Source organism: Vibrio sp. B183 (genome assembly GCF_000740665.1).
Lineage (GTDB): Bacteria > Pseudomonadota > Gammaproteobacteria > Enterobacterales > Vibrionaceae > Vibrio > Vibrio coralliilyticus.
In genome coordinates, this window is record NZ_JPQB01000003.1 from 131014 (window position 1) to 154393 (window position 23380).

General features: G+C 44.5%; 20 protein-coding genes and 1 other RNA gene. 14 read left to right on the forward strand and 7 right to left on the reverse strand.

Annotation, left to right across the window (positions count from 1 at the left end):
* Nucleotides 1-43: 43 nt before the first annotated feature.
* The 4 genes from IX95_RS02510 to IX95_RS02525 all read left to right on the forward strand — a co-directional run bounded on the left by IX95_RS02510 (nt 44) and on the right by IX95_RS02525 (nt 7219).
* Nucleotides 44-4030 (forward strand): type I restriction endonuclease subunit R, encoded by a 3987-nt coding sequence (locus IX95_RS02510; RefSeq protein ID WP_038156528.1) that lies wholly within the window; start codon nt 44-46, stop codon nt 4028-4030.
* Nucleotides 4030-4710 (forward strand): M48 family metallopeptidase, encoded by a 681-nt coding sequence (locus tag IX95_RS02515; protein ID WP_038156529.1) that lies wholly within the window; start codon nt 4030-4032, stop codon nt 4708-4710. The genes IX95_RS02510 and IX95_RS02515 overlap by 1 nt, the downstream gene beginning before the upstream one ends.
* Nucleotides 4711-4844: 134 nt before the next feature.
* Nucleotides 4845-6359: an AAA family ATPase gene (locus IX95_RS02520; protein WP_038156530.1), complete on the forward strand. Its 1515-nt coding sequence runs from the start codon at nt 4845-4847 to the stop codon at nt 6357-6359.
* Entirely contained in the window at nt 6359-7219 is an 861-nt protein-coding gene (locus IX95_RS02525; RefSeq protein ID WP_038156531.1) for an HNH endonuclease, read from the forward strand. The genes IX95_RS02520 and IX95_RS02525 overlap by 1 nt, the downstream gene beginning before the upstream one ends.
* 58 nt (nt 7220-7277) lie before the next feature.
* Here IX95_RS02525 and IX95_RS02530 read toward each other — a convergent pair whose 3' ends face one another.
* The 3 genes from IX95_RS02530 to smpB form a co-directional block, all read right to left on the reverse strand.
* Nucleotides 7278-8516, reverse strand: coding sequence for an integrase domain-containing protein (locus tag IX95_RS02530; RefSeq protein WP_038156532.1), 1239 nt, complete (start codon nt 8514-8516; stop codon nt 7278-7280).
* 166 nt (nt 8517-8682) lie between these two features.
* Nucleotides 8683-9049: a transfer-messenger RNA gene (ssrA, locus tag IX95_RS25785) on the reverse strand.
* Nucleotides 9050-9116: 67 nt separating this feature from the next.
* Nucleotides 9117-9602 (reverse strand): SsrA-binding protein SmpB, encoded by a 486-nt coding sequence (smpB, locus tag IX95_RS02535; RefSeq protein WP_006959632.1) that lies wholly within the window; start codon nt 9600-9602, stop codon nt 9117-9119.
* A gap of 118 nt (nt 9603-9720) precedes the next feature.
* On the opposite strand from smpB, the gene IX95_RS02540 reads away from it, so the two are divergent.
* Complete coding sequence (locus IX95_RS02540) at nt 9721-10164, forward strand: SRPBCC family protein (protein WP_006959631.1); 444 nt, start codon at nt 9721-9723, stop codon at nt 10162-10164.
* Complete coding sequence (locus IX95_RS02545) at nt 10154-10507, forward strand: RnfH family protein (protein ID WP_006959630.1); 354 nt, start codon at nt 10154-10156, stop codon at nt 10505-10507. Before IX95_RS02540 ends, IX95_RS02545 begins: the two co-directional genes overlap by 11 nt.
* A gap of 168 nt (nt 10508-10675) precedes the next feature.
* Here the strand turns inward: IX95_RS02545 and bamE are convergent, their stop codons facing one another.
* From bamE to nadK, 3 genes are all read right to left on the reverse strand, one after another.
* Nucleotides 10676-11035: an outer membrane protein assembly factor BamE gene (bamE, locus tag IX95_RS02550; protein WP_006959629.1), complete on the reverse strand. Its 360-nt coding sequence runs from the start codon at nt 11033-11035 to the stop codon at nt 10676-10678.
* A 189-nt stretch (nt 11036-11224) separates the two neighbouring features.
* Nucleotides 11225-12889 carry a DNA repair protein RecN gene (recN, locus tag IX95_RS02555; protein WP_038156534.1) on the reverse strand — a complete coding sequence of 555 codons (1665 nt, stop codon included), beginning with the start codon at nt 12887-12889 and terminating at the stop codon, nt 11225-11227.
* 207 nt (nt 12890-13096) lie between these two features.
* A complete protein-coding gene (gene nadK / locus IX95_RS02560; protein WP_019274185.1) occupies nt 13097-13981 on the reverse strand; it encodes an NAD(+) kinase in 885 nt (294 codons plus the stop codon).
* A gap of 144 nt (nt 13982-14125) precedes the next feature.
* On the opposite strand from nadK, the gene grpE reads away from it, so the two are divergent.
* The 4 genes from grpE to dnaJ all read left to right on the forward strand — a co-directional run bounded on the left by grpE (nt 14126) and on the right by dnaJ (nt 19886).
* The gene (gene grpE, locus IX95_RS02565; RefSeq protein WP_038156537.1) at nt 14126-14731 is read left to right on the forward strand and encodes a nucleotide exchange factor GrpE; all 606 of its coding nucleotides are present in this window, start codon (nt 14126-14128) and stop codon (nt 14729-14731) included.
* A 287-nt stretch (nt 14732-15018) separates the two neighbouring features.
* Nucleotides 15019-16290, forward strand: coding sequence for a dicarboxylate/amino acid:cation symporter (locus IX95_RS02570; protein ID WP_019274187.1), 1272 nt, complete (start codon nt 15019-15021; stop codon nt 16288-16290).
* A 357-nt stretch (nt 16291-16647) separates the two neighbouring features.
* Nucleotides 16648-18561, forward strand: a complete 1914-nt coding sequence (gene dnaK, locus IX95_RS02575; protein WP_038156539.1) for a molecular chaperone DnaK — start codon at nt 16648-16650, stop codon at nt 18559-18561.
* 179 nt (nt 18562-18740) lie between these two features.
* Nucleotides 18741-19886 carry a molecular chaperone DnaJ gene (dnaJ, locus tag IX95_RS02580; RefSeq protein WP_038156541.1) on the forward strand — a complete coding sequence of 382 codons (1146 nt, stop codon included), beginning with the start codon at nt 18741-18743 and terminating at the stop codon, nt 19884-19886.
* Nucleotides 19887-19926: 40 nt separating this feature from the next.
* Here dnaJ and IX95_RS02585 read toward each other — a convergent pair whose 3' ends face one another.
* On the reverse strand, nt 19927-20364 hold the full coding sequence (locus IX95_RS02585) for a type IV pilin protein (RefSeq protein ID WP_038156543.1): 438 nt from the start codon (nt 20362-20364) through the stop codon (nt 19927-19929).
* A 103-nt stretch (nt 20365-20467) separates the two neighbouring features.
* Between IX95_RS02585 and IX95_RS02590 the strand changes: the two genes are divergently transcribed.
* Genes IX95_RS02590 through IX95_RS02605 form a run of 4 tightly spaced genes read left to right on the forward strand, consistent with a single transcriptional unit; the run spans nt 20468 to nt 23291 of the window.
* Nucleotides 20468-20959, forward strand: coding sequence for a GspH/FimT family pseudopilin (locus IX95_RS02590; RefSeq protein ID WP_038156544.1), 492 nt, complete (start codon nt 20468-20470; stop codon nt 20957-20959).
* Entirely contained in the window at nt 20953-21588 is a 636-nt protein-coding gene (locus IX95_RS02595) for a PilW family protein (RefSeq protein ID WP_038156545.1), read from the forward strand. Before IX95_RS02590 ends, IX95_RS02595 begins: the two co-directional genes overlap by 7 nt.
* Before the next feature lies 1 nt (nt 21589).
* Nucleotides 21590-22870 (forward strand): hypothetical protein, encoded by a 1281-nt coding sequence (locus IX95_RS02600; RefSeq protein ID WP_038156547.1) that lies wholly within the window; start codon nt 21590-21592, stop codon nt 22868-22870.
* Nucleotides 22860-23291 (forward strand): type IV pilus modification PilV family protein, encoded by a 432-nt coding sequence (locus tag IX95_RS02605; RefSeq protein WP_038156673.1) that lies wholly within the window; start codon nt 22860-22862, stop codon nt 23289-23291. The genes IX95_RS02600 and IX95_RS02605 overlap by 11 nt, the downstream gene beginning before the upstream one ends.
* Nucleotides 23292-23380: the final 89 nt, after the last annotated feature.

Here is a 23380-nt window from a genome sequence, read left to right on the forward strand (position 1 = left end):
CAGCAGGCAAACGCCTCGCTGCCAGTAAGAAGGATATCCAACAATGTCAGAGTACCAATTGGTTGAAAAGCCGCTGCTAAACCAGCTTAAAAGTATGGGCTGGGATGTAACGGATTTAGGACAAGGTGTGCCGACCGACCCAACCACCAGCTTTCGCGGCTCTTTTCGTGAAGTCATCTTAAAAGATATTTTTAAAACCGCAGTACATCGCATCAACACCACTGATGATGGTAAGCCCTGGCTGACGGATAGCCAACTCGATGTTTTGCTCGATGATATCACCGACTTTGGTTCTCACAAGTTGCTGGCGGCCAATGAGGAGTTTATTGGCCGTCTCCACAAATGGCAACTTGACCGTAACGAGCTGATCGGCGAAGAAGACCCCGTTGTAAAACTGATTGATTTTGATAATTGGAAAAACAACACCTTCACTGCCATCAATCAGTTCCGTGTTGATACCCCAGGGTTGGGGAAAGAGCACATTCGCCCTGACATTGTATTGTTCGTCAACGGCCTGCCGCTGGTGGTGATTGAGTGTAAAGAGCAGTCACAGCATTGCTGTAACCCAATGGCAGCAGGTATTGACCAATTGCGCCGCTATGCAGACTTGCGCGAGCCCGAACACAGTAAACTGCGCGAAGGTGAACCCGCTCTGTTCTTCACCAACCAGTTGATGGTCAGCACCTACGGTGATGATTGTAAAGTGGGCACCATCACCTCGAATGAAGATTACTACTTCAACTGGAAAACCATCGACCCCGATACAGAGCCCTACGTAGCACCGGAAATCGGTACCCATCGCAGCCAGGAGCAGCTAGTTCAGGGTATGCTTCACCCACAACGGCTGCTTGATATTACCCGTTGCTTTACCCTGTTTATGGATACCGACAACGGCCCTCGCGTAAAAGTGATTTGCCGTTACCAGCAATTTCGCGCGGTGCAGAAAATTATAGAGCGTATGGAGCAGGGCGAAACGGGCATTCAACGTTCAGGTGTAGTTTGGCATACCCAAGGAAGCGGAAAAAGCCTGACCATGGTGTTCTTGGTGCGTAAGCTTCGTCGCCATCCAGAGCTGAAAAGTTACAAGGTACTAATGGTCAACGACAGGAGTGATCTTGAAGAGCAACTGACCAATACCGCAGCGTTAATAGGTGATACGGTCGTTGAGATAAAGAGCACCAAGGATGCAAAGGAGAAACTGGCGAACGACACCTCGAACACTAATATGGTGATGGTGCATAAGTTCCGCGAGCAAGACAGCAGTTTCCTGCCGGAATCTGTTCGTAAGCTGTTATCTAAGCATCTTGCAGAAGCAAAAGAAGCGGGCGATGTAGAGCGCATTGAAGAGCTGGAAGCTGACTTTGACGCTGAAATTGTTATGCATCGACCTTTCGGCGTGATCAACGCCGGTGAAAAAGTCCTGATCTTGGTGGATGAGGCGCATCGTACCCAGCGAGGCGGCAAAGACCGCCCAAGCCTTTCAGACAATCTGTTTGATGCTTTCCCAAAATCAACTCGAGTGGCATTCACAGGAACGCCGCTTATCGCTGACCATCACACATATCCAACCTGGAAGCGTTTTGGCGTTAGCCAAGAAAAAGCCTATATCGACAAATATAAGCTTCAGGATGCTGTCGATGATGGTGCCACGTTAAAAATCCTCTACGAAGGTAAAACCGCTGACAGCGCGATCTACGATAAAGCGGGGTTTGATACCAAGTTTGAAGATCTCTTTGCGGACAGAACAGAAGAAGAGCTAAGAGAGATCCGTAAAAAGTACGGTGCGGAAGGGGATATTCTTGAAGCAGAGAAGCGCATTGAGGAAATTGCAGAGGACCTAGTAAAGCACTACATACGGCAGATTTTGCCAGCAGGCTTTAAAGCTCAGGTGGTGTGTTCTTCCAAGCAAGCAGCGATTCATTACCAAACCTATATTGAAAAAGCGCTGGCGAAAGAAATCGAGCGATACAAAAAGCAGCCAGAGCAATGTATCGACAAAGTCTGGCTTGAACGTCTTGAGTTTTTGAAAACGGCGGTCGTGATCTCCAGTGATGATACCAACGAAGCTGCGTCTTTCACCTATGCCAGAAAGCAAGCCAAAGAGCTAAAAGCCGTCGAGAGCTTCAAGAAGAAGTTTGATCACAGCAAGCCAAATACTGGCGTCGCTTTCTTGATTGTCTGCGACATGCTGTTAACGGGCTTCGATGCGCCTATTGAACAGGTGATGTACCTCGATAAAAAGCTGCGAGAGCATAACTTGCTGCAAACCATTGCCCGTGTGAACCGTACTGCGAAAGAAAAGCAGTGTGGGTATATCGTCGATTATATTGGTCTGGCTCATCACCTGAGAGATGCCCTGTCAATGTACTCGCAGGATGACCAAGATGACATTCTGGAAAGCTTGCAAAACATTGATAGCGAAGTACCGGTTTTGGAAAGTCGGTATCGCCGATTGCTTCAGCTGTTTACCGAACTCAAGGTTCATAACATCGAAGCGTTTGTGAACCAGAAGCTTAATGTCGATGAGCACTATCAAGTTCAGCTTCAAGCGATCGCAGTTCTAGAAGATCCTCGCCAGCGTGACAGTTTCAATGTGTTCTTGAAGAAGTTTCTTCAAAGCATGGACATCATTATGCCGAACTCCTTGGCAGATCCTTACAAAACGCCGATGTACCAGTTTGTGCATATTCAAGCGAAAGCACGTCAGCGTTACCAAGATGACAGCATGAGTTTCCAGGGGGTGGGCGAAAAAATTCGTCACCTCGTGAACGAGCACCTGATTAGCTTGGGTATTAACCCGAAAGTAAAACCAATTGATCTGTTCAGTGATGCGTTTATGACGCACATGGGTAAAGAGCGGGATTTGCAAGCGCAAGCGAGTGAGATGGAACACGCTATTCGTAAGCACTGTAAAGTAAATGCGGATGATGACCCAGTATTCCACAAAAAAATGAGTGAGAAGCTGGATGAGATAATCAAAAAGCATTCTGGCAACTGGGAAAAAATGATTCTGGAGTTGAGTGCGTTGCGAGATGAGATCGACGCCGGGCGTGGACCTAACGCTCAAATTTCCGACCCATTCTTTGATTTGATTGTCAGCATTGCATTCCCAGATGGCGAGCCTGTAAAACCATTTGGTAAGGTGAAAGCCTGTGTTGATGCCATTATGGAGGAACTAGGGGAACATATAGGTAGCTTAGATTTTTGGGAAAGAGGGGAGTTGATTGATGAGTTAGAGGGACGGATCGAGAAACGCTTGATATTGAGTAAAGTGCCACAGCTTAGAAGTAATCATGAGCAATTGACTAAAGAAGTTGTAGCGTTGGCGCGTAGAAGGGAGTTGTTAATTCTATCAGAGCAAAAAATTAACCAAAGAATAGATGAAGTTATTGAGCAACTTCGCTCTATTGATCCTCAAGCGCTGCAAAAACAAGTCAGCAATCAACCCGATCTATCCATGCTGAAATATGACTTGGATGGTGTTGACTTATTCCTTGCTCAAGAGTTGGAGCAATACGAGAGTTTCTACCAGCTAGCGTTGATTAAGGTCGCTACTGATATCAATTATGTAGAGAACGAAGAAGATCATTCAACACTGCCGTATGAGGTGCGAAAACAGTTTAATTTGTGTGCTGATGAAGTTCGTGAAGCATTAGTTGATATCATCCTCACAATTCAATCAGAACTCTCGTTCCCAGACTTAGAAGAAAGGCCGATTGTAGCTCTTAAAAGTACAGCTAGAGGGAGCTTTATTTATGATCTTGCTATAGGGGTAATGTCTGCTGGACTCTTTAAAGTAATAGAGATGGCAGTCAAGCAAGGACGACAACCGATCAAGAGCTTTCTATCTAAAGGAAAGAGGGTTGTGTCTGAGTTACCTGCTTCAGTCGAGCGTAATCGAGCCGAACGAGGGCAAGATGAGGCGGAGTATGGAATAACCCTAACGGAGCAAGAACTACTAGTAGATGAAGCACTAGAGCAACTACGTAAAGGAATTTCACCAGAGCAAGATAAGAATAAACATCACTAATGAAATACAAAGATATCGAATACAGCTTGAAACTTAGCAAGCGAAAGACCACCAGCATTCTTATCGAGCGGGATGGGAATGTTACTGTGCTTGCGCCTGAAAGTTACGATATTGAAAAAGTAGAGAGCATTGTTGAGGAAAAACGCAGTTGGATTTATCGCAACCTAGCAGAGTGGGAAGATCTTAATCGTACGAAAGTCGAGCGGGAGTTTGTGAGTGGTGAGGGCTTTCCATACCTAGGTTGTAATTATCGCTTAAAGCTGGTGGATGAGCAGCAAGAAGACTTGATCCTGAAAAATGGTTACTTCCTAATGCAACGTGATAAAGCAGAACATGGTAGCGAGCTATTCAAACACTTCTATCGCAGCAAGGGGTTATCTCGTATTAGTAAAAGAGTAGAGCATTTCGCCCCAAAGCTAGGAGTGGATTATCGTGCTATTCGTGTCATGGAGCTTCAGCACCACTGGGCCTCCTGCTCACCGAAAGGCGATCTGAACTTTCATTGGCGTTGCCTGATGGCCCCACTCGCTGTTCTGGATTATATCGTGGTTCATGAATTAGCTCATCGCATTGAGCGTAATCATAATGCTAATTTTTGGAACACTGTTGACAAAATTGTACCTGACTATCAGAAACATGTGTCTTGGTTGAAGCACAATGGAGCAGGGATGGATCTTTAGCTTTCTGTTCAAACTGCGTTGATGCTCTAGGAATGAGGTTTGATACTCGGGGAGCAGCACGTGATACGCAATCAGCCTGTTGTAGCTAAATCCCTCTAATCAAAAATTACAAGGTTAGGCAAAAAGGAAAAACAATGAATATTGTCGTTGTACCAAGAGAACAAAGAGTGCCCACAACAGGTATGAATACGGCTTACTTACATGTTGATCGATGGAATGACTTTTCATTTGTCACAATGTTCTATATGACGGTACTCGATGGTAACGGTAAGAGTCATGATATCGGCCAAGTAAAAATAGGCTTCAAGGGACAAACAATTGAGAAGTCAACATATAAGACATTGAATAACTCGTTCTTAACTCTACCTGATGGCTATTTTTCTGTAGGTCAAGATGTTGAATACTATAAAAATATGGTTCAATTGCCAGAATCTACTAGGATGGTATTACTTAAGGGGCTGAAAGACATTGCTTTTGACTCTAGCCTTATAGATTTGGCTCAAGACGAGGACGTTTTTCGTACATCTTTACTCAGGGATGTAAGCTTATCTGTTATCAAAGGACAGTTTGCTAGGGTGCTTGATGGAAGCAACCCGTTGACCGACTTTGAGTTTAAATTCGTCAGACCGGATCAAGAAAAAATGTCCGGTATTGAGTTGAAGTTTAGTGTTAATGTTGGGGATAAACCAACAACAAATATTCATGCGATTATAGGACGTAACGGGGTTGGGAAAACAACGCTTCTAAACGGAATGATTGAAGCAGTGACCAGTAAAGGACAGTCAGTAGCAAAATTCTATGACGTTGAAGGTTGGCGTAATGACCCCATTGATACAGATTATTTCAGTAGTCTCGTATCTGTGTCATTTAGCGCATTCGATCCCTTTTCTCCACCTAGTGAACAGCCAGATCCTTCTAAAGGCACATGCTATTTCTATATTGGGTTAAAGAATGGAGATGACTCTCTCAAGGGATTAGCTGATATACATGAAGATTTTCTTCAAGCGTTAAAAGCATGCCTGAATCAAGTCCCAAAGCGAGCAAGATGGCTTAAAGCGATTGATACGTTGGAGTCGGACGAAAATTTTGCAGGTATGCGGCTAAAAGATCTTGCTAATTATTCGGGTGAAGTTCTTACAAAAAAAGCACGAAAACGTATAAAGAAAATGAGCTCTGGTCATGCCGTGGTTCTGTTAACTATTACGCGATTGGTTGCTACTGTGGAAGAAAAAACTTTAGTGCTGATTGATGAGCCGGAAAGCCATCTTCACCCTCCACTATTATCCGCTTTTGTTCGAGCACTATCTGATTTACTGCTAGATCGTAATGGGGTTGCAATCATTGCAACCCATTCTCCCGTTGTGCTTCAAGAAGTGCCTAGGCGATGTGCTTGGAAGATAAATCGTTCCGGGTTGGAAACAAAACCGCTGAGGCCATCGGTTGAGACGTTTGGAGAGAATGTTGGGATATTAACAAGAGAAGTATTCGGTCTAGAGGTGGTTAAATCAGGGTTTCATGATTTGTTGGTCAAATCGGTTGAGGCTGAGGGAACCTATGAATCTATTGTCGAAGACTATCGAGATGAGCTAGGTATTGAGGCGAGAGCACTCTTAAAAGCTCTTGTTGTAAATCGTGATAGGAGTAAGTAATGCTAAAGCTTAATCCTCCTATAAGTTCCTACCTAGACATGCTAACTCTTTGTCGCAATGGAATCACTGGTAACGCAGGGTTACTACAAAATGTGAATAGTGCATCTAACGTACTACAACAACAAGCCGAACAATATGAAGCCTCAGCGATGACAGGAGAGTTATATACGATTGTTCCGCTTGCCCTTGCCCGTCCAAAAGATGACCCTGTGGTAGTTGGGCATTTAAAGAAGTCGGACTTGGTTAAGCTCTATGACAACTACGTTGTAGGTAAAAGTAAACCGGCAAGGGCTGTATATGATGCTTTAATGATTGCTGCCAACGATAAATGTCCGTTCTGCGGTGGAATAGGCAGACCTAGAAACTTGGATCATTATTTGCCTAAAGCTCATTACCCCCAGTTTTCCATAGTGCCAGTAAATCTCGTCCCTTCCTGCCGCGATTGCAATATGGATGGTAAAGGTCAAGCATTTGCTATTGTCGCGTCAGATCAAGTATTACAGCCGTATTTAGACGATGATAGATTTTTTAGTGAGCAATGGTTGTTTGCTAGTTATCTACCAGGAGCGGCTGATGAGCCTGGAGTTATTGAGTACTTTGTATCACCACCGCAAAACTGGGAGCCAATTGATAAGCAAAGAGTCAAAAAGCACTTCGATGATTTTGATTTAGGATTACGATTTTCAAAGGAAGCTGGCTCCAGGCTTGTCGCTTTACTACCTCAATATGAAGCGTTGCTAGCTGCTCAGGTTGGTAAGGACGTGGCTAAAAATATCATATTTCAAACAGTCATAGATACTTCTCCATTTATTAACCATTGGGAAAGAGTCATGTGTTTGGCTCTAATGGAAGCATTTTGAGTTGGTTTGAAAATCTAACATTTGGGCATTAAATAAGTATCTAATATCTTGATAAAAATTAGATTACCCTTAGCTGCTTAGTACCTGTAACTGACAAACTTCCCTTCGAAGCTTCTTCAATATGTCCGCTCCACCAGACCATCATAGGACGGCGACGATCTATATAGTCGGTACGGTTATAAGCACTTCGTACTTGGTTGTCGTCTACATGGGCTAGGGCCGCTTCAATAAGATCTGATTCAAAGCCCTGCTCGTTAAGCGTGGTACTAGCGAGAGAGCGAAGGCCATGACTAACTAGTCTTTCTCTAAAGCCCATTCTCTTTAACGCCATATTAGCCGTTTGGCTGTTGCAGGGCTTCTTAGGATCTCTGTCTGAAGGGAAGATAAACTCTCGATGCCCACTAATCGGTTTTATAACTTCAAGTAGCGCTAGCATTTGCTCAGTGAGAGGGATGCGGTGCTCTCTTCTTTTTTTCATTCTCTCTGGAGGGATTACCCAAAGGTTGTTCTCCCAATCGATCTCTTCCCATCTAGCTCCGGATGCTTCACTAGGCCTTGTCATAGTGTGTAGCTGCCATTCTAACAAGCAACGAGTAGTTTTCTTGATACTTGCATTTGCAATTGCTCCCATAAGCTCTGGTAACTCTGTAGGGGAAAGTGCGGGCATATTTACTTTTTTCGGTTTCTTAAATGCTGCTTTTATTCCCGTTAATGGGTTTGCTTGGATTAAGCCACAATTAGAAGCGTAATTCATAATCTCATTCAGACGTTGAGATAAACGCTTAACGGTTTCTAAACTACCCTTTGCTTCAATTGGCTTTAGAAGATCTATAACCATCGGTGCATTTATTTCGCGAACTGGCACATTGCTCAAAGAGGGGAAAACATATAGCTCTAGAGAGCGCCAGATATCGACTGCATAACCTGGAGTAACAGAATCTTTTTTTATTTCAAACCAGTTTTTGGATACGTTGATCAAAGTGTGCTCATAAACAGCTAGGGATTCTTCCTTTTTTCTTTTTTTTTCTTCCTGAGGGTCGATACCTTGTGCGATCAGCTCTTTTGCTTCCATAGAACTTTTTCTTGCCTGAACTAGAGAAACATCAGGAAATCTTCCTAAACTCAAGTTAGCCCTTTTACCGCTTATTGGTCTGTAATAGTTTAACAGCCAATTCTTAGAACCACTGGGTAGTACCCGTAGCTTTAGGCCTTGACCATCTGCAAGGTAGTACTCTTTCTCTTTAGGCTTAGCATTCTTAACTTCTGTAGCAGTAAGTGGTTTAGTCTGTCTAGGCATGTGTAGGAACCAGTTTTTAGGAACACGAAACAAAGGTTCCTACATTGGTTCCTAAATGTCAAAGATTCAGTGGAACCTCTTGGGATGTTTGTGGTCGCTAAGTTATTGATTTTACTTTATCTTGGATACAAAAAAAGACGTCCTGAGACGTCTTTAGATTTTGAATTGGTGGAGCTGGCGGGAGTTGAACCCGCGTCCAAAAACCATTCATCATTGGTACTACATGCTTAGTCGATCTTTAAATTCACCAAGTACCTGCGAACCGACACGCCAGTAAGTGACTATCCTGAATTAAATTTCGCCGTTCATCTCTCAGGCGGGAGAATCCGGGCTAGCGCGTTTGGGTTTGATCTCTCGTTGGTCCCCGTCTTACGTGCGGAAGCTAGGGCGAGAGAGCTCTGAGCAGGTTATTAAGCTGCTAGTGCGTAGTTTTCGTCGTTTGCGACTATTTTTTTGCGGCTTTTTACGTGGCCAACCGCCCCACGGCATGCACCTCAGACTGCAAAATTCCTGTCGAATCCTAAATCAGCCCCAAAGTGTTCTTCGCATAGTACCAGAAAAGCGTAACCTGTCTAGACTTGTGCGTTTAAGTGCTTAATATTAGCGCAGCGAACTCTTCATTACGCGAGCTTTTTCTCTCGCCCAATCTTTTTCTTTCAGATCAGTACGTTTATCGTGCAGCTTCTTACCTTTTGCCACACCGATTTTCATCTTCACCCAAGAGCGAGACCAGTAGAGCGAGAGTGCAGCAAGCGTCATACCTTCACGGTTAATTCGACCAAAAAGGTTATCAAGCTCACGACGGCTCATCAATAGTTTACGAACACGTGTAGGGTTCGCCACAACGTGTGTCGATGCTTGGTTAAGAGGAGTAATAGTCATACCACTCACAAAGGCTTCACCATCTCGCATAAATACGTAGCTTTCAGCGATGTTTGCTTTGCCTTCACGAAGTGCTTTAACTTCCCAGCCTTGAAGCTCCATGCCAGCTTCGATTTCATCATCAATGAAATATTCGTGGCGAGCTTTCTTATTGACAGCGATGGTATTGCTACCCGCTTTTTGTTTCGATTTTTTCTTTGCCATAATGGCTGCATTATACGGTCAGGAACTTAGTTAGGAAATCCCTTTATTTGCGCTGAGTGCAAATAAAAGTAAAATTGGTACATGCCTGCTGTTTAGGTGTGCGCTATGAGGAGTCTATATGAAGCAAGTCAGCCGTTCTGCGCTGGTATCGTTCAGTGCTGAACAGATGTTTAAGCTGGTAAATGATGTAGCCAGTTATCCTGAATTTTTACCCGGTTGTTCAGGCTCCCGAGTGATTGAATCCAGTGGTTCTGCCATGGTTGCTTCCGTTGACGTTTCGAAAGCGGGGATTAGTAAAACGTTTACCACTTCAAATGAGCTCGTCAGTGGTGAAGCGATCTTAATGAATTTGGTTGACGGCCCTTTTAAGACATTGAAAGGGGGGTGGTTTTTTACTGCCTTAGACGATAAAGCCTGCAAAGTTGAGCTTAAGTTAGAGTTTGAATTTTCCAGCAAAATGATCGAAATGGCTTTTGGTAAGATTTTTAACGAGCTGACCAGCAATATGGTGAATGCGTTTACTCAACGCGCTAAACAGGTTTATCCGTGCTATGAGTATTGAGTCTGATATGATCCACGTTGAAGTGGTTTACGCTCTCCCATTAGAGCAACGGGTATATACCTTAGTGGTCAATAAGTCGATGACGGTTGAGGAGATCATTAAAGAATCTGGTGTTTTAGAGCAATACCCAGAAATTGATCTGACCAAGAACAAAGTGGGAGTGTTCAGCCGCAACGTGAAGCTCAACGCTACGATTCGTGATAAAGACCGTATTGAAATTTATCGCCCACTGCTTGCAGACCCGAAAGAAATTCGCCGTAAACGCGCAGAGCAAGCCAAAGAATCAGGGGCAGCAGATCCAGTCACTGGCGGTAAAAAGAATCCACTTAGGAAGGAAGATTGAGCGTAATTAGCTTTTAAGATAATCACCTTTTTTCTGGCTGATTTACTTAATGCCAAAACATAAGGGTTGACGCTATGCGTCAACCCTTAAAAATTTCTCGCTTCTCGCTTCTCGCTTCTCGCTTCTCGCTTCTCGCTTCTCGCTTCTCGCTTCTCGCTTCTCGCTTCCTTAATTGATTCCTTCAAAGAAATCAGAGCTAGGTGGGAAGTCACCAGTCACATCGACCAATTGGCCTTTATCGTTGAAATTGACGATCAAGTCCTTCTGCACCGAATCTTTGTGCCCTTCGGTATGGTGGTAAATGTAGTACCAAGTATCAGGATAACCGTTTTCAATTAGCATTGGTGAGCCCATCACGAAGCGTACCTGCTCTTTGGTCATACCAAACTTCAGTTGATCGACGGCTTGTTGCTCAACGTAGTTACCTTGGTTGATGTCAATTCGATATACCAGCTTTTCTACCAAAGAGCAGCCAGTCAACAGTGTCATAGAGAGTGGTACAGCGATTAGCCACTTTTTCAATTGCATACGGATAAATTCTTGTAACGGATATTTCTCAAATTGGGCTGATAATAAACAAGCTGAGCGCTAATGTAAAAAGCTCATCTTGTTTTGAACTGTTTCAGACCACGATTTTTGAATTTAGTTGCAAACTCGTACCAAAATTCCCCTAAGTCGGAACTTTGGCGCTAAGTTGAGAATCAGCCGTAGAATCTATCAAGCCGCAATTAGTAACTCTTTTGCATTCGCCAAGGTTGACTCGGTAATTTCACTGCCGCCAAGTAATCTGGCCAACTCGGATACACGCTGTTCGTTGTCTAATGAATGCATCTGAGTTTCTGTTTTTCCGGCTTTGGTTTGCTTAGCAACAAAGAGCTGTTGATGGCCGCACCCCGCAACCTGAGGCAGGTGAGTGACACACAGAACTTGAGTCGATTCACCAAGCTTACGCAGCATTTTCCCGACGACAGCGGCAGTTGGCCCACTGATGCCCACGTCGACTTCATCGAAGATCAAACTTGGGGTATCGACTTTCTGTGCTGTAATGACTTGAATCGCTAGAGAGATTCGAGACAGCTCACCACCAGACGCTACTTTTGCGATAGGCTGCATCGGCTGACCTGGGTTGGTTGAGACCACAAAACAGACATTATCCATTCCGAGTGGAGAAGGGTGAGTACACTGCTTATCCACTTTAATACAGAATTGCGCTTTTTCCATGCTGAGCTCGTGCATGCTGGCTGTGATTAGCTTGTTGAGCTCTTTAGCGTAGCGACAGCGAGATTTGTGAAGCTTCTCCGCTGAGGTCAGGAAAGCCTGATATTTGGCTTCGACTGCTTGTTCAAGTTCTTCCAGCTTTTCATCGGAGCAATCTAAAGCCTCAATTTGTGACAACAAATCTTGGTGATGCTGATACAGCTCATCTGGAAGTACATGATGTTTACGTGCCATCGACATGACTTTTGAGAATCGTTCTTCAACAAAGGCCATACGAGCAGGATCAACATCTATGTTATCGAGATAGCCACGCAATTCACTGTTGGCTTCTTCGATTTGGATGATGGCTTCTGAGAGCATGTTTGGCAGTTCTGCAAGCGCTTCATCCAATTCAGCAAGCTGGATCAGGGAGCTACTGGCTGATTGGAGAATACCAAGCGCATTAACTTCTTCACCTTCGTAAATAAGCTCGATGGCTTGTTGGCAGGTGGCGGCGAGTTCTCCGCTGTTAGACAATCTTTTGTGTTCCTGTTCGAGTTCTTCATATTCATCCTCGCCAAGAGAGAGCTCGTTAAGCTCTTTGATTTGGTATTCAAGCAGTTGTTTTTGTGCAAGGTTAGCTGCACTATTTTCTTTTAACTGCTTAAGGTTGTTATCGGCCTGGCGCCAATTTTGGTAGGCGTTACGAGTACCTTTTAAAAGGTTTGTATGGCCTGCATATTGGTCCAGCATGGCCATCTGGTAGTCACTTTTCATTAGTTGATGGTGCGCATGCTGACCATGGATATTGATCAGTAATTGCCCAAGAGTTTTTAGTTGTGAAAGTGGTACCGGGCTGCCATTAATAAAGGCTCTTGAACGGCCTTCTTTATTGATGATGCGACGCAAGATACAGTCACTACCTTCCAGCAGATCGTTATCTTCTAGCCAACGCGTTGCGTGAATGTTGTTCTCAAGGGAAAAGGCCGCACTGACTTCGGTTTTCTCTTCCCCCTGACGTACCATGCCGGCTTCCGCCCGACCACCTAAGCAAAGACCTAAAGCGTCAATTGCAATAGATTTACCCGCACCAGTTTCTCCGGTGATGGTGGTCATGCCGTGAGATAGCTCCAGCTGTAGAGATTTAACAATAGCGAAATTATTAACACTTAGATGAGCCAGCATTTTGTTGTACCTGTTTAAATGAACAATACTGTATAAGAAAACAGTATATACTGTTTCTTTATACAGTAAAGGTGGTGATGAAAATTTTTGTGAGCGGGATCAGGAGTGTGCTTTGCTGGTGTGATTGTTGAGTGGGAGCCGTTGAGTTACGAAGGCTTTAAACAAAAAGGGCTGACGATTTTCGTCAACCCTTAAAACTTTTCTCAATTAGAACAATTTGCTCGACCAGCCTAGTTTGTTCCGCAATACATGGTAGTAGCTGTAGTCTTTAGGATGAATGAGCTTAAGAACATTAGGGCTCTGGTAGATGTGGATTTCGTCACCCGGTGAGACAGGTAAAGAAACTTGTCCATCACAACCCACTTCTTGGGTGCCACGGTTATCCGGTGAAACAACCAATTTGATACGACGCTTACTATCAACAACCAACGGGCGGCTCGATAATGTATGGGGGAACATAGGAACGAGCGAAATTGCATTAAGGCTCGGTGACAGAATCGGGCCGCCACCGGACAATGAATAGGCTGTTGAGCCTGTTGGAGTTGAAACGATCAGCCCATCCGCTCGTAGTGAAAAGGCAAAACTTTCATCTATATACACCTCAAACTCGATCATATGGGCAACTTGGCCTGGGTGTAGCACCGCTTCATTCAATGCAGCGTTGTGGCTTTTTATCTGACCGTGGCGATGGACTTCCGCTTCCAGTAAAAAGCGCTCTTCTTCGATGAACTCACCTGCGAGGACTTTCTTCAGCGCCGACTGAAAATCTTCTGGATTGAGATCGGTGAGAAAGCCAAGATTGCCTCGGTTGACACCGATAACCGAAATATTAAATCGAGACAGGACTCTTGCGGCGCCAAGCATATTGCCATCCCCGCCAACCACAATGGCGAGATCGGCGGCTTTGCCTAACTGAATCAGGCTCGCAAAATGTTCACTTGGTACGTCGTCTAGAATTTCAGCCAGTCTGTCGTCAATAAAAACCTGATACCCTTCCGATTGAAGCCAGATATAAAGCTCTCTATGAGTCTGAATGGCTTGCTGATCTCGGGGTTTACCAATGATGGCGATCACTTCAAAAGGCTTTTTCATAGGTTTTCCGCACTAAATAGGCTTGATTCGACAATCTTCATCCCCATAATAATGGCAAGTTAGCTATTTATGCGAATTTTTATGTATCTAAACGCGATAAACGTGACGGTTTAGATACAGATGGAATTGAATTCTGGAGATATCATGAGCAACGAAGAAAACAAGATCAAAGAAGAAGAGCTACAGCAGCAAGACACTACGCAAGAAGTTGAAGCAGAAGTTGTAGGTACTGACGCTGATATCGAATGGAACGAAGCAACTGAACAAGACGAACAAGAGTCTAAGATTGCTCAGCTTGAAGCAGCACTTCTTTCAAGTGAAGCTAAAGTCAAAGAGCAGCAAGATTCTGTTCTGCGTGCTAAGGCGGAAGTTGAAAACATGCGCCGTCGTACCGAGACGGAAATTGACAAAGCTCGTAAATACGCATTGAACAAGTTTGCGGAAGAGCTACTACCTGTTATCGACAACCTAGAGCGAGCGATCCAGGCTGCGGATACAGACAACGAAGCGGTGAAGCCAATTGTTGAAGGTGTAGAGCTGACGCATAAAACGTTTGTTGATGCTGTTGCGAAATTTGGCCTGAAGGAAATTAACCCAGAAGGTGAAGCGTTCAACCCTGAAATGCATCAGGCGATGTCTATTCAAGAAAGCCCAGATCATGAGTCAAACACTGTGATGTTTGTTATGCAGAAAGGCTACGAGCTGAATGGTCGTGTTATTCGTCCTGCCATGGTGATGGTAGCGAAATAACTGCTTAATCCAAACTGATTAAACTTAAAAAAGAGAGGCTTTAGCCTCTCTTTTTTTGATCTCGTCAGAGCTCTCAGAACGACCAAATTAACACATTGATATAGTGAATTATTCTTGGGTTAAAGTTTATACGAAAATTAATTTCCGATTAGAAATATGTAACATTATCGTAAACAAATACTTTATTTTGTAACTTTTGTGTGTATTATGTGCGAACTCTGCCGTAAAACTCGGCGGAATAAACTATAAAATCATAAAATATAAACACAACATTCTGGAGATGAATGATGGATAAATCGCTTTCAAGCAAGATATTTGTAGGCTTGTTCGCTGGCCTACTGATTGGTACTGCGATTCAGTACCTGTTTAGCGGAATTGCTATCTTTGACACTTACCTACTGGGTGCCGCAGAAGGCGCTGGTGGTATGTTCGTATCCCTGATCAAACTTCTTGTTGTTCCACTAGTATACGTTTCTATCGTGTGCGGTATTGTGGACCTGAAAGACATCACTGCGTTTGGTCGCCTTGGTGGTAAAACTTTTGCCCTTTACATCTTTAACACCATCATCGCGATTACTGCGGCACTGACTGTTGGTCTTATTTTCCAGCCGGGTGCTGACGCGAATCTAGCGGGTACGATTTCAGAAACGGTTAAGCTGACGACGACTGAAACACCTGACATTTTCTCACTGGTCGTTAACATCGTACCGAGCAACCCTGTTCAGGCATTTGCTAACGGCGACATGCTGCAAATCATCTTCATGGCAATCCTGACTGGTCTTGCTATCCAAGCGCTCGATTCACGCGGTGGCCCTGCGATCCGTACGTTCAAGATGGCTAACGAAATCATGATGAAGCTAGTTGGTCTAGTTATGAGCCTAGCGCCATACGGTGTATTCGCTCTAATGATTCAATTAGGCGCAACGTTAGACGCGAACACGCTAATGTCTGTAGCCGGCTACGTAGCACTTGTTGTTGCAATGCTAGTATTCTGGATCTTCATCTTCTACCCAATGGCAGTAGGTATCGCGACAGGTACTTCACCAAAGACGTTCCTGCGTGCAACTCGTGAACAGATCCTGTTCTCTCTATCTACAGCGAGCTCTAACGCGACTATTCCTGTAACTATGCGCACTCTGACTGAGAAACTTCAAGTTTCTAAATCAGTGGCAGGTTTCGGTGTACCACTTGGTGCAACAATGAACATGTCTGGTGTATCGATTTACATCGCACTAGCAACTATTTTTGTTGCGAACGCGTTTGGTCAGCCAATCAACACTGCTGACGTGTTCACGCTAGGCCTAACTATCTTGCTTCTGTCTATCGGCGCTGGTGGTGTTCCTGGTGGCGGTGTTGTAATGGTAGGTGTTCTTCTTCACCAACTAGGCCTACCACCTGAAGGTCTTGCAATCATCGCAGCAGTTGACCGTATCAACGATATGTTCTGTACATCTTCTAACGTAGTAGGCGACACAGCTGTAAATACTATCGTTGCTAAATCAGAAGGTGAAATCGGCAAAGAAGAAGTAGAAGCACAACCTGCACAAGCGAATGCTTAATCTATAAAGTGTTAGAATTTGAAAGCGAGGCCAAGTGCCTCGCTTTTTGTTTTTAGCATGTAGTACTGACATTAATTGGGCTTTGAGCATTATCATTCTAGAGAACGAAGATGTAAGTGTTGGAACACCACTTAGCGAAAGTAAGACTTTTAAATCCGGTCTATTCGCTTATCCTCAAATCTTTTTTCACTTTTTTTCACTTCTTCCCTTGAAAAGCTATTTACAGCCCTTATCTATTGGGCATAAGTGAAGCAAACAAAATTATTTTAGTTTGTGAGTAAGGGTTGAAACCCTATTCTCCATCCCCACATAGGGGATATAGCAAAACGAAAATAGAATTTATTCGGAGATAGCCTGATGGGTAAAATCATTGGTATTGACTTAGGTACTACTAACTCTTGTGTTGCTGTTCTAGACGGTGACAAGCCACGCGTAATCGAAAACGCGGAAGGCGAGCGTACAACAGCATCAGTTATTGCATACACAGATGGTGAGACGCTAGTAGGTCAGCCAGCTAAACGTCAAGCGGTTACAAACCCAACTAACACGCTATTTGCAATTAAGCGTCTAATCGGTCGTCGTTTCGAAGACGAAGAAGTTCAGCGTGACATCGAAATCATGCCTTTCAACATTGTTAAGGCTGACAACGGTGATGCTTGGGTTGAGGCACAAGGCCAGAAAATGGCTGCTCCTCAGGTTTCTGCTGAAGTACTGAAGAAAATGAAGAAAACTGCAGAAGACTTCCTAGGTGAGGAAGTAACTGGCGCAGTTATCACAGTACCTGCTTACTTTAACGATGCTCAGCGTCAAGCAACTAAAGATGCTGGCCGTATCGCAGGTCTAGAAGTTAAGCGTATCATCAACGAACCTACTGCAGCAGCTCTAGCTTACGGTCTAGACAAGCAAGGCGGTGACCGCACTATCGCGGTATACGACCTTGGTGGTGGTACATTCGATATATCTATCATCGAGATTGACGAAGTTGAAGATGAGAAAACGTTTGAAGTACTAGCAACTAACGGTGACACACACCTTGGTGGTGAAGACTTCGATAACCGCATGATCAACTACCTAGTTGAAGAGTTCAAGAAAGAGCAAGGTATCGATCTTAAGAACGATCCTCTAGCAATGCAGCGTGTTAAAGAAGCAGCAGAAAAAGCAAAGATCGAGCTTTCTTCTACTTCTCAAACTGACGTAAACCTACCTTACGTAACCGCAGATGCGACTGGTCCTAAGCACATGAACGTTAAAGTGACGCGTGCTAAGCTAGAATCTCTAGTTGAAGACCTAGTACAACGTTCTCTTGAGCCATTGAAAGTTGCTCTAGCTGATGCTGACTTATCTGTAGGCGACATTACTGACGTTATCCTAGTTGGTGGTCAGACTCGTATGCCTATGGTTCAAGCGAAAGTTGCTGAATTCTTTGGTAAAGATGCTCGTAAAGATGTGAACCCTGATGAAGCAGTAGCAATGGGTGCTGCAGTTCAAGGTGGTGTACTTGCTGGTGATGTGAAAGACGTACTTCTACTAGACGTTACTCCTCTGTCTCTAGGTATCGAGACTATGGGCGGCGTAATGACTAAGCTAGTTGAGAAGAACACCACTATCCCAACGAAAGCGAACCAAGTTTTCTCTACAGCAGAAGACAACCAGAACGCGGTAACTATTCACGTTCTTCAAGGTGAGCGTAAGCAAGCGATGTACAACAAGTCTCTAGGCCAATTTAACCTAGAAGGCATTCAGCCAGCACCTCGTGGTATGCCTCAAATCGAAGTAACTTTCGACCTTGATGCGGATGGTATCCTGCACGTATCTGCGAAAGACAAGCAGACAGGTAAAGAGCAGAAGATCACTATCCAAGCTTCAGGCGGTCTAAGCGACGACGAAATCGAGAAAATGGTTCAAGAAGCAGAAGCTAACAAAGAAGCGGACAAGAAGTTCGAAGAGCTAGCGGCTGCACGTAACCAAGCTGACCAAATGATCCACGGTACTCGTAAGCAAGTTGAAGAAGCGGGTGACGCACTTCCAGCTGAAGAGAAAGAGAAGATCGAAGCTGCAATTACTGAACTTGAAGAAGTGAAAGGTGGCGAAGATAAAGAAGCTATCGACGCGAAAGTTCAAGCGCTAATGGCAGCGGCTCAGAAGCTAATGGAAATCGCTCAGCAGCAAGCTCAGGCTCAACAAGCAAGTGCAGAAGCTGGTGAACAGCCTAAGCAAGAAGAAGACGTTGTTGACGCTGAGTTTGAAGAAGTTAAAGACGAGAAAAAATAATTCTCGATTCTGACTTAACTTAAAGTAATACGCGGGCGTTTGAGGTAACTCACACGCCCGCCTGTTTGTAAATACGCTGTCTTTCCAGATAAGCACTTTTGCACAAAGCCTTTATCTAGAACGATACAAACACCAAGCGACAATCGGTCGTTTGCAGTAATAAATTGGTGACGAAGAACATGTCAAAACGTGATTTTTACGAAGTATTAGGCGTAAGCCGAGATGCATCAGAACGTGATATTAAAAAGGCGTACAAGCGCCTTGCAATGAAATTCCACCCAGACCGCAACCAGGGTGATGAGTCTGCTGCAGATAAGTTTAAAGAAGTAAAAGAAGCGTACGAAATCCTACTGGATCCTCAGAAAAAAGCAGCCTACGACCAATACGGTCATGCAGCCTTCGAACAAGGCGGCATGGGCGGCGGTGGCTTTGGCGGTGGTGCTGGTGCTGATTTCGGTGACATTTTTGGTGACGTGTTTGGTGATATCTTTGGCGGTGGCCGACGTGGTGGTGGCCAGCAACGCGCGCAACGCGGTGCAGACCTGCGCTACAACATGGAACTATCACTAGAAGAAGCTGTTCGCGGTGTTTCAAAAGAAATTGAAGTTCCAACGCTAGTTAACTGTGACGTTTGTGATGGCAGTGGCGCGAAGAAAGGCTCGTCCCCTGAAACGTGTGGAACCTGTCACGGTCATGGTCAGGTTCAGATGCGTCAGGGCTTCTTTGCGGTTCAGCAAACCTGTCCTACCTGTCATGGTAAGGGCAAGATCATCAAAGATCCTTGTAACTCATGTCATGGTCAAGGCCGCAAGCAGAAGACTAAAACGCTTAACGTTAAGATTCCTGCTGGTGTTGATACTGGTGATCGTATTCGTCTTTCTGGTGAAGGTGAAGCAGGAGAAATGGGCGCTCCAGCGGGTGACCTATACGTACAGGTTCATGTCAAAGAGCACCACATCTTTGAGCGTGATGGCAACAACCTTTATTGTGAAGTGCCTGTCAGCTTTGCAATGGCTGCACTGGGTGGTGAAGTCGAAGTACCAACACTGGATGGTCGTGTGAACCTGAAAGTACCAACCGAAACTCAAACGGGTCGCATGTTCCGTATGCGCGGTAAAGGCGTGAAGGGTGTTCGCGGCGGTGGCGTTGGCGACCTTATCGTTAAGCTGGTTGTAGAAACTCCGGTAAATCTAAGTACTCGTCAGAAAGATCTATTGAAAGAGTTTGAAGAGTCTTGTGGTGGTGAAGCGGCAACGAAGCACAAGCCAAAAGCGGAAGGCTTTTTCAATGGCGTGAAGAAGTTCTTCGATGACCTGACTAGCTAAAAAAACAAATTCTACATAAAGCCTGCAACTGCAGGCTTTTTTATTGCCAGCAGCTAAGAGGAAACGCTTTATTGCTAGCATCAAGGCTGAGGTAATCAACGTTGTATTCTTGTAAGCAAGAGTCTAAATTTTGTTGGCTGTTTGCTTGCGCTGTCGCTTTGATAATGTACGCCGCATTGGCGCTACTGGTCACACTAAACACAAAGCGACTTTGCTCGGAAAGGCACACCGTACATTTCCCACTCGATATTACCTTATGCCAATCATATTGGCCGTTATAGCTTGATTCTAATTCGAGTTGGATACGGGCGAGATCCGCAATAGCGGTGATGCGGTGAGACTTCCGTACCTGATCCAAATAGCTTGGATAGGCGAACATCGCCAAGATACCAATCAGAGTAACCACGATCAGTAATTCGAGTAACGTCATCCCAATTAAACTTTGTTTACTCTGTTTGCAGTTATTTACGCCAATCACTTCGAGCTCTCCTAGTATCCACCTCTGACCTATTGTTATGCGCTGTTAATATCAAGCCAAGTATGGTTCTCGACACTTTTAAATTTACATAGGGATTTGGGAAATGCCTCGTGGCTTTACGTTACTGGAGTCCGTTGTCACTCTGTCTGCGATGAGTTTGTTACTGGTATGGGCGGTTCCTAATTTTAGCTCAGTTTCTGATACCACTAAGATGATGAGGCTCGCTAAAGAATTGAATGGCTTTGTCTTAATAGCAAAATCTCAAGCGATCTTGCGCCGACAGCCTCTATGGATACATCTCACAAGGTCAGGTGATTCTTGGACGTTGAATTTGACGGACAGCGAAGATGAGGACAATGGTTTAGTTCTTATGCGTTTATCTGGCGAGCCGTTTACTGGCATCGAACTGGCGACGACTTACAGCTCAAATCAAATCAGTTTTGATGCCACACATGGGCGACCCAAGAGCGGGCGGTTTACATTTTACCCTAAGTTATCTTCTGAAACGGTTCTCGAGCTCAGAACTCACTTTCGCTCAGCTATCGTAAGAGTGTGTGCACCTTCGGGCATTACTCTTGGTTATCAGCCATGTTGAGAGGAGGTCAATCGGGTTATAGCTTAATTGAGCTTCTCGTTTCTACTTCGATTTCTCTCATAGTCATCGCTATAGCCGTAACTATGCTTCTCCACAGTCAACGGCTCTCTGCTGCTCACGCCAAAGAGCTGATGTTGCTACAAAGCACGAATAGTGTTCTGCAAATGATGAAGTTAGATTTGTACCGAGCGGGTCATGGTGGAGTACTGGGTGAAAGCGTCCGTTTATCTGGCGCAGCACAAACGTACTACGTCAAACATAGTGAGCATCACACTCTGCTCGCGTTCGCTTACCTGTCAGGCAACTTAGGATCTGAGACAGCATACACGAATGTGGTATATCAGCGGCAGAGCGAATCACAAGAGGTTTTGAGAGTCTGCGCGAAGAAGCTACCAAGAGCTATGTCTGCTTTAGAAGCAGAAAACTTCACCACACATTTTGGTAATACCTGTAACACAGTGTTCGATAGCAATCTTATTGTCGTGACCGAGTTTGAACTGGAGTCCGTGCCTTTAACCAGTGCAGCCCATTCCTCCTCACTACTCAATGTTGAACTCAGTACCTATTTGCGCTTTTCCCCTGAGGTATCGAAGACGCTTGCCATTTCTATTAAACAGAGGAACTGGTGACATGGTGTTTCAGCGAGGTGCTGCAACCCTTCTAATCTCCAGTCTTTTGCTAGCTGGCGTACTCATGATTGTCATGGGCAGTTATAAAGCCTTGTTCTACCAAATGAAACAGAGCCAAAATGAAGTGGAAAGTCGCCGTGCACATTGGCACGCAGAGGGTGGGTTAGAGTGTGCGATTTCCTCTGTTGTTGGAAAACAAGACATACCAGAAGAGCTGAATGACTGTCAGCTCCAACTGAGTTTGGATGCGCTTAAGATAGAAACGGGAACACCACATATTATTCGTGCAACCAGTGGTTTCTTAACCTTAAGTAAATCGTTTCTTCTGCCTGAACTTCAAATCAAAAGTCCAATCACTACAACCTCTCATTTATTGGTGAATGGTGGACTCAACATAGCGCCGCACGTGTATCAACGCGTTAGCGAGTTCCGCTGGGCGTGTACTTCGGTTCGTTATCAAAATACTTTCTATGCGCATAGCTATGACACCATACACCCATATCAAGCAACCGATATCTCTCGCTACTTTCCTGAGAGTCATGGCTCAGGTTTGCATCAGTGCAGCACAACTCACTACACCGATTTCAGTTGGCAGCTCCCTTTAACTCAGAATGACTTCGAGCATGTGGAGCAACTTGATGTATTTCAGGAAGTTTTTAATGTGCCACGTAGCCATTGGTTTGAGGTTATGTCAGACACCAGCTTGTTCGGTTATGTGCCAAATGAGCTTAAAAGTACCATGCCACGCTTATCGAACGAGTTACCCAGTGCGAAATATATAGAAAATTGCGGTCAACAGATTACAAATCTTATCAAAGCATCTCATGAGCTTATTTGGGTATACGGTAGCTGTGAACTTAGCGCAGATGACCTGCAATCCATAAACCTTGCCATTGATACGCATTTGAATGGAGGCTTGATACTGGTGCTTCACAATGGCATAGCTTCAATTTCAGGAAACCAAGCATTGAAGGCCATGATTTATCACTTTGTTTCTGAGACGCCGTCAGCAGGGTTTGTTGATTGGGCGCAATCAAACAACAATCTATTGCTATCGACACTGATAGAATCCTTGAACGTGCACACAGTCGAGCAACACAGAGTGAGCTACTTTCAGAATGGAAATGTCTACCCATTAGGTGGTTTAGTATTGGATGCTCCTGATAGCTACGCTTTGATCAACAATGCTTTATACATGCAGTTCAATAAAGATGTCACGGCCTCGGCTGCTCGACATTTCCATAAGGTCAAATGGAGCAATGGCAGTTGGCATGATTTCTAACCAGAAAGGTGTCAGCTTATTTGAGGTGCTATTGGCTCTCTTGCTTGTCAGCGGCAGTGCTGTCGGTTTAGTCAAATTACATACCTATATTGAAATGAAATCCGATTGGGCTGAACGGTCCATTGAAGCGCTCTACTTGGCAGAGTCTGAGCTTGAACAATTCACCACGCATGGATCAACGGTGAAGGGAGGACGTTATCTATTCGACGATATAGAACAAGATGCCTGCTATTCGCAAACTCAGTGTCAGCCGTTATCGGCTGATTATTTTCAAACGCGATGCGAGGCTCGCTCCTCGTTACAAAATGGGATTGAAGTTAAGCACATTACCGTGGAAGTGTGTTGGTTCGATCGCCATGGAAAACAGCAATCCATTGAGCTAATGACATCAGTTTCCAAATTCAATGAATTTAGTATGTAGGGTATTTTATAATCAAAATTTATTATTGATATTTTACTTAAAAGCGTTCTCTATATTTTTCAAAATGGTTTCAAATCTGTTTCATTATA

Bases quoted from the DNA above. Each gene is read 5' to 3' on its own strand.
- IX95_RS02510 (WP_038156528.1), top strand. From the start codon at position 44: ATGTCAGAGTACCAATTGGTTGAAAAGCCGCTGCTAAACCAGCTTAAA.
- IX95_RS02515 (WP_038156529.1), top strand. From the start codon at position 4,030: ATGAAATACAAAGATATCGAATACAGCTTGAAACTTAGCAAGCGAAAG.
- IX95_RS02520 (WP_038156530.1), top strand. From the start codon at position 4,845: ATGAATATTGTCGTTGTACCAAGAGAACAAAGAGTGCCCACAACAGGT.
- IX95_RS02525 (WP_038156531.1), top strand. From the start codon at position 6,359: ATGCTAAAGCTTAATCCTCCTATAAGTTCCTACCTAGACATGCTAACT.
- IX95_RS02530 (WP_038156532.1), bottom strand. From the start codon at position 8,516: ATGCCTAGACAGACTAAACCACTTACTGCTACAGAAGTTAAGAATGCT.
- smpB (WP_006959632.1), bottom strand. From the start codon at position 9,602: ATGGCAAAGAAAAAATCGAAACAAAAAGCGGGTAGCAATACCATCGCT.
- IX95_RS02540 (WP_006959631.1), top strand. From the start codon at position 9,721: ATGAAGCAAGTCAGCCGTTCTGCGCTGGTATCGTTCAGTGCTGAACAG.
- IX95_RS02545 (WP_006959630.1), top strand. From the start codon at position 10,154: ATGAGTATTGAGTCTGATATGATCCACGTTGAAGTGGTTTACGCTCTC.
- bamE (WP_006959629.1), bottom strand. From the start codon at position 11,035: ATGCAATTGAAAAAGTGGCTAATCGCTGTACCACTCTCTATGACACTG.
- recN (WP_038156534.1), bottom strand. From the start codon at position 12,889: ATGCTGGCTCATCTAAGTGTTAATAATTTCGCTATTGTTAAATCTCTA.
- nadK (WP_019274185.1), bottom strand. From the start codon at position 13,981: ATGAAAAAGCCTTTTGAAGTGATCGCCATCATTGGTAAACCCCGAGAT.
- grpE (WP_038156537.1), top strand. From the start codon at position 14,126: ATGAGCAACGAAGAAAACAAGATCAAAGAAGAAGAGCTACAGCAGCAA.
- IX95_RS02570 (WP_019274187.1), top strand. From the start codon at position 15,019: ATGGATAAATCGCTTTCAAGCAAGATATTTGTAGGCTTGTTCGCTGGC.
- dnaK (WP_038156539.1), top strand. From the start codon at position 16,648: ATGGGTAAAATCATTGGTATTGACTTAGGTACTACTAACTCTTGTGTT.
- dnaJ (WP_038156541.1), top strand. From the start codon at position 18,741: ATGTCAAAACGTGATTTTTACGAAGTATTAGGCGTAAGCCGAGATGCA.
- IX95_RS02590 (WP_038156544.1), top strand. From the start codon at position 20,468: ATGCCTCGTGGCTTTACGTTACTGGAGTCCGTTGTCACTCTGTCTGCG.
- IX95_RS02595 (WP_038156545.1), top strand. From the start codon at position 20,953: ATGTTGAGAGGAGGTCAATCGGGTTATAGCTTAATTGAGCTTCTCGTT.
- IX95_RS02600 (WP_038156547.1), top strand. From the start codon at position 21,590: ATGGTGTTTCAGCGAGGTGCTGCAACCCTTCTAATCTCCAGTCTTTTG.
- IX95_RS02605 (WP_038156673.1), top strand. From the start codon at position 22,860: ATGATTTCTAACCAGAAAGGTGTCAGCTTATTTGAGGTGCTATTGGCT.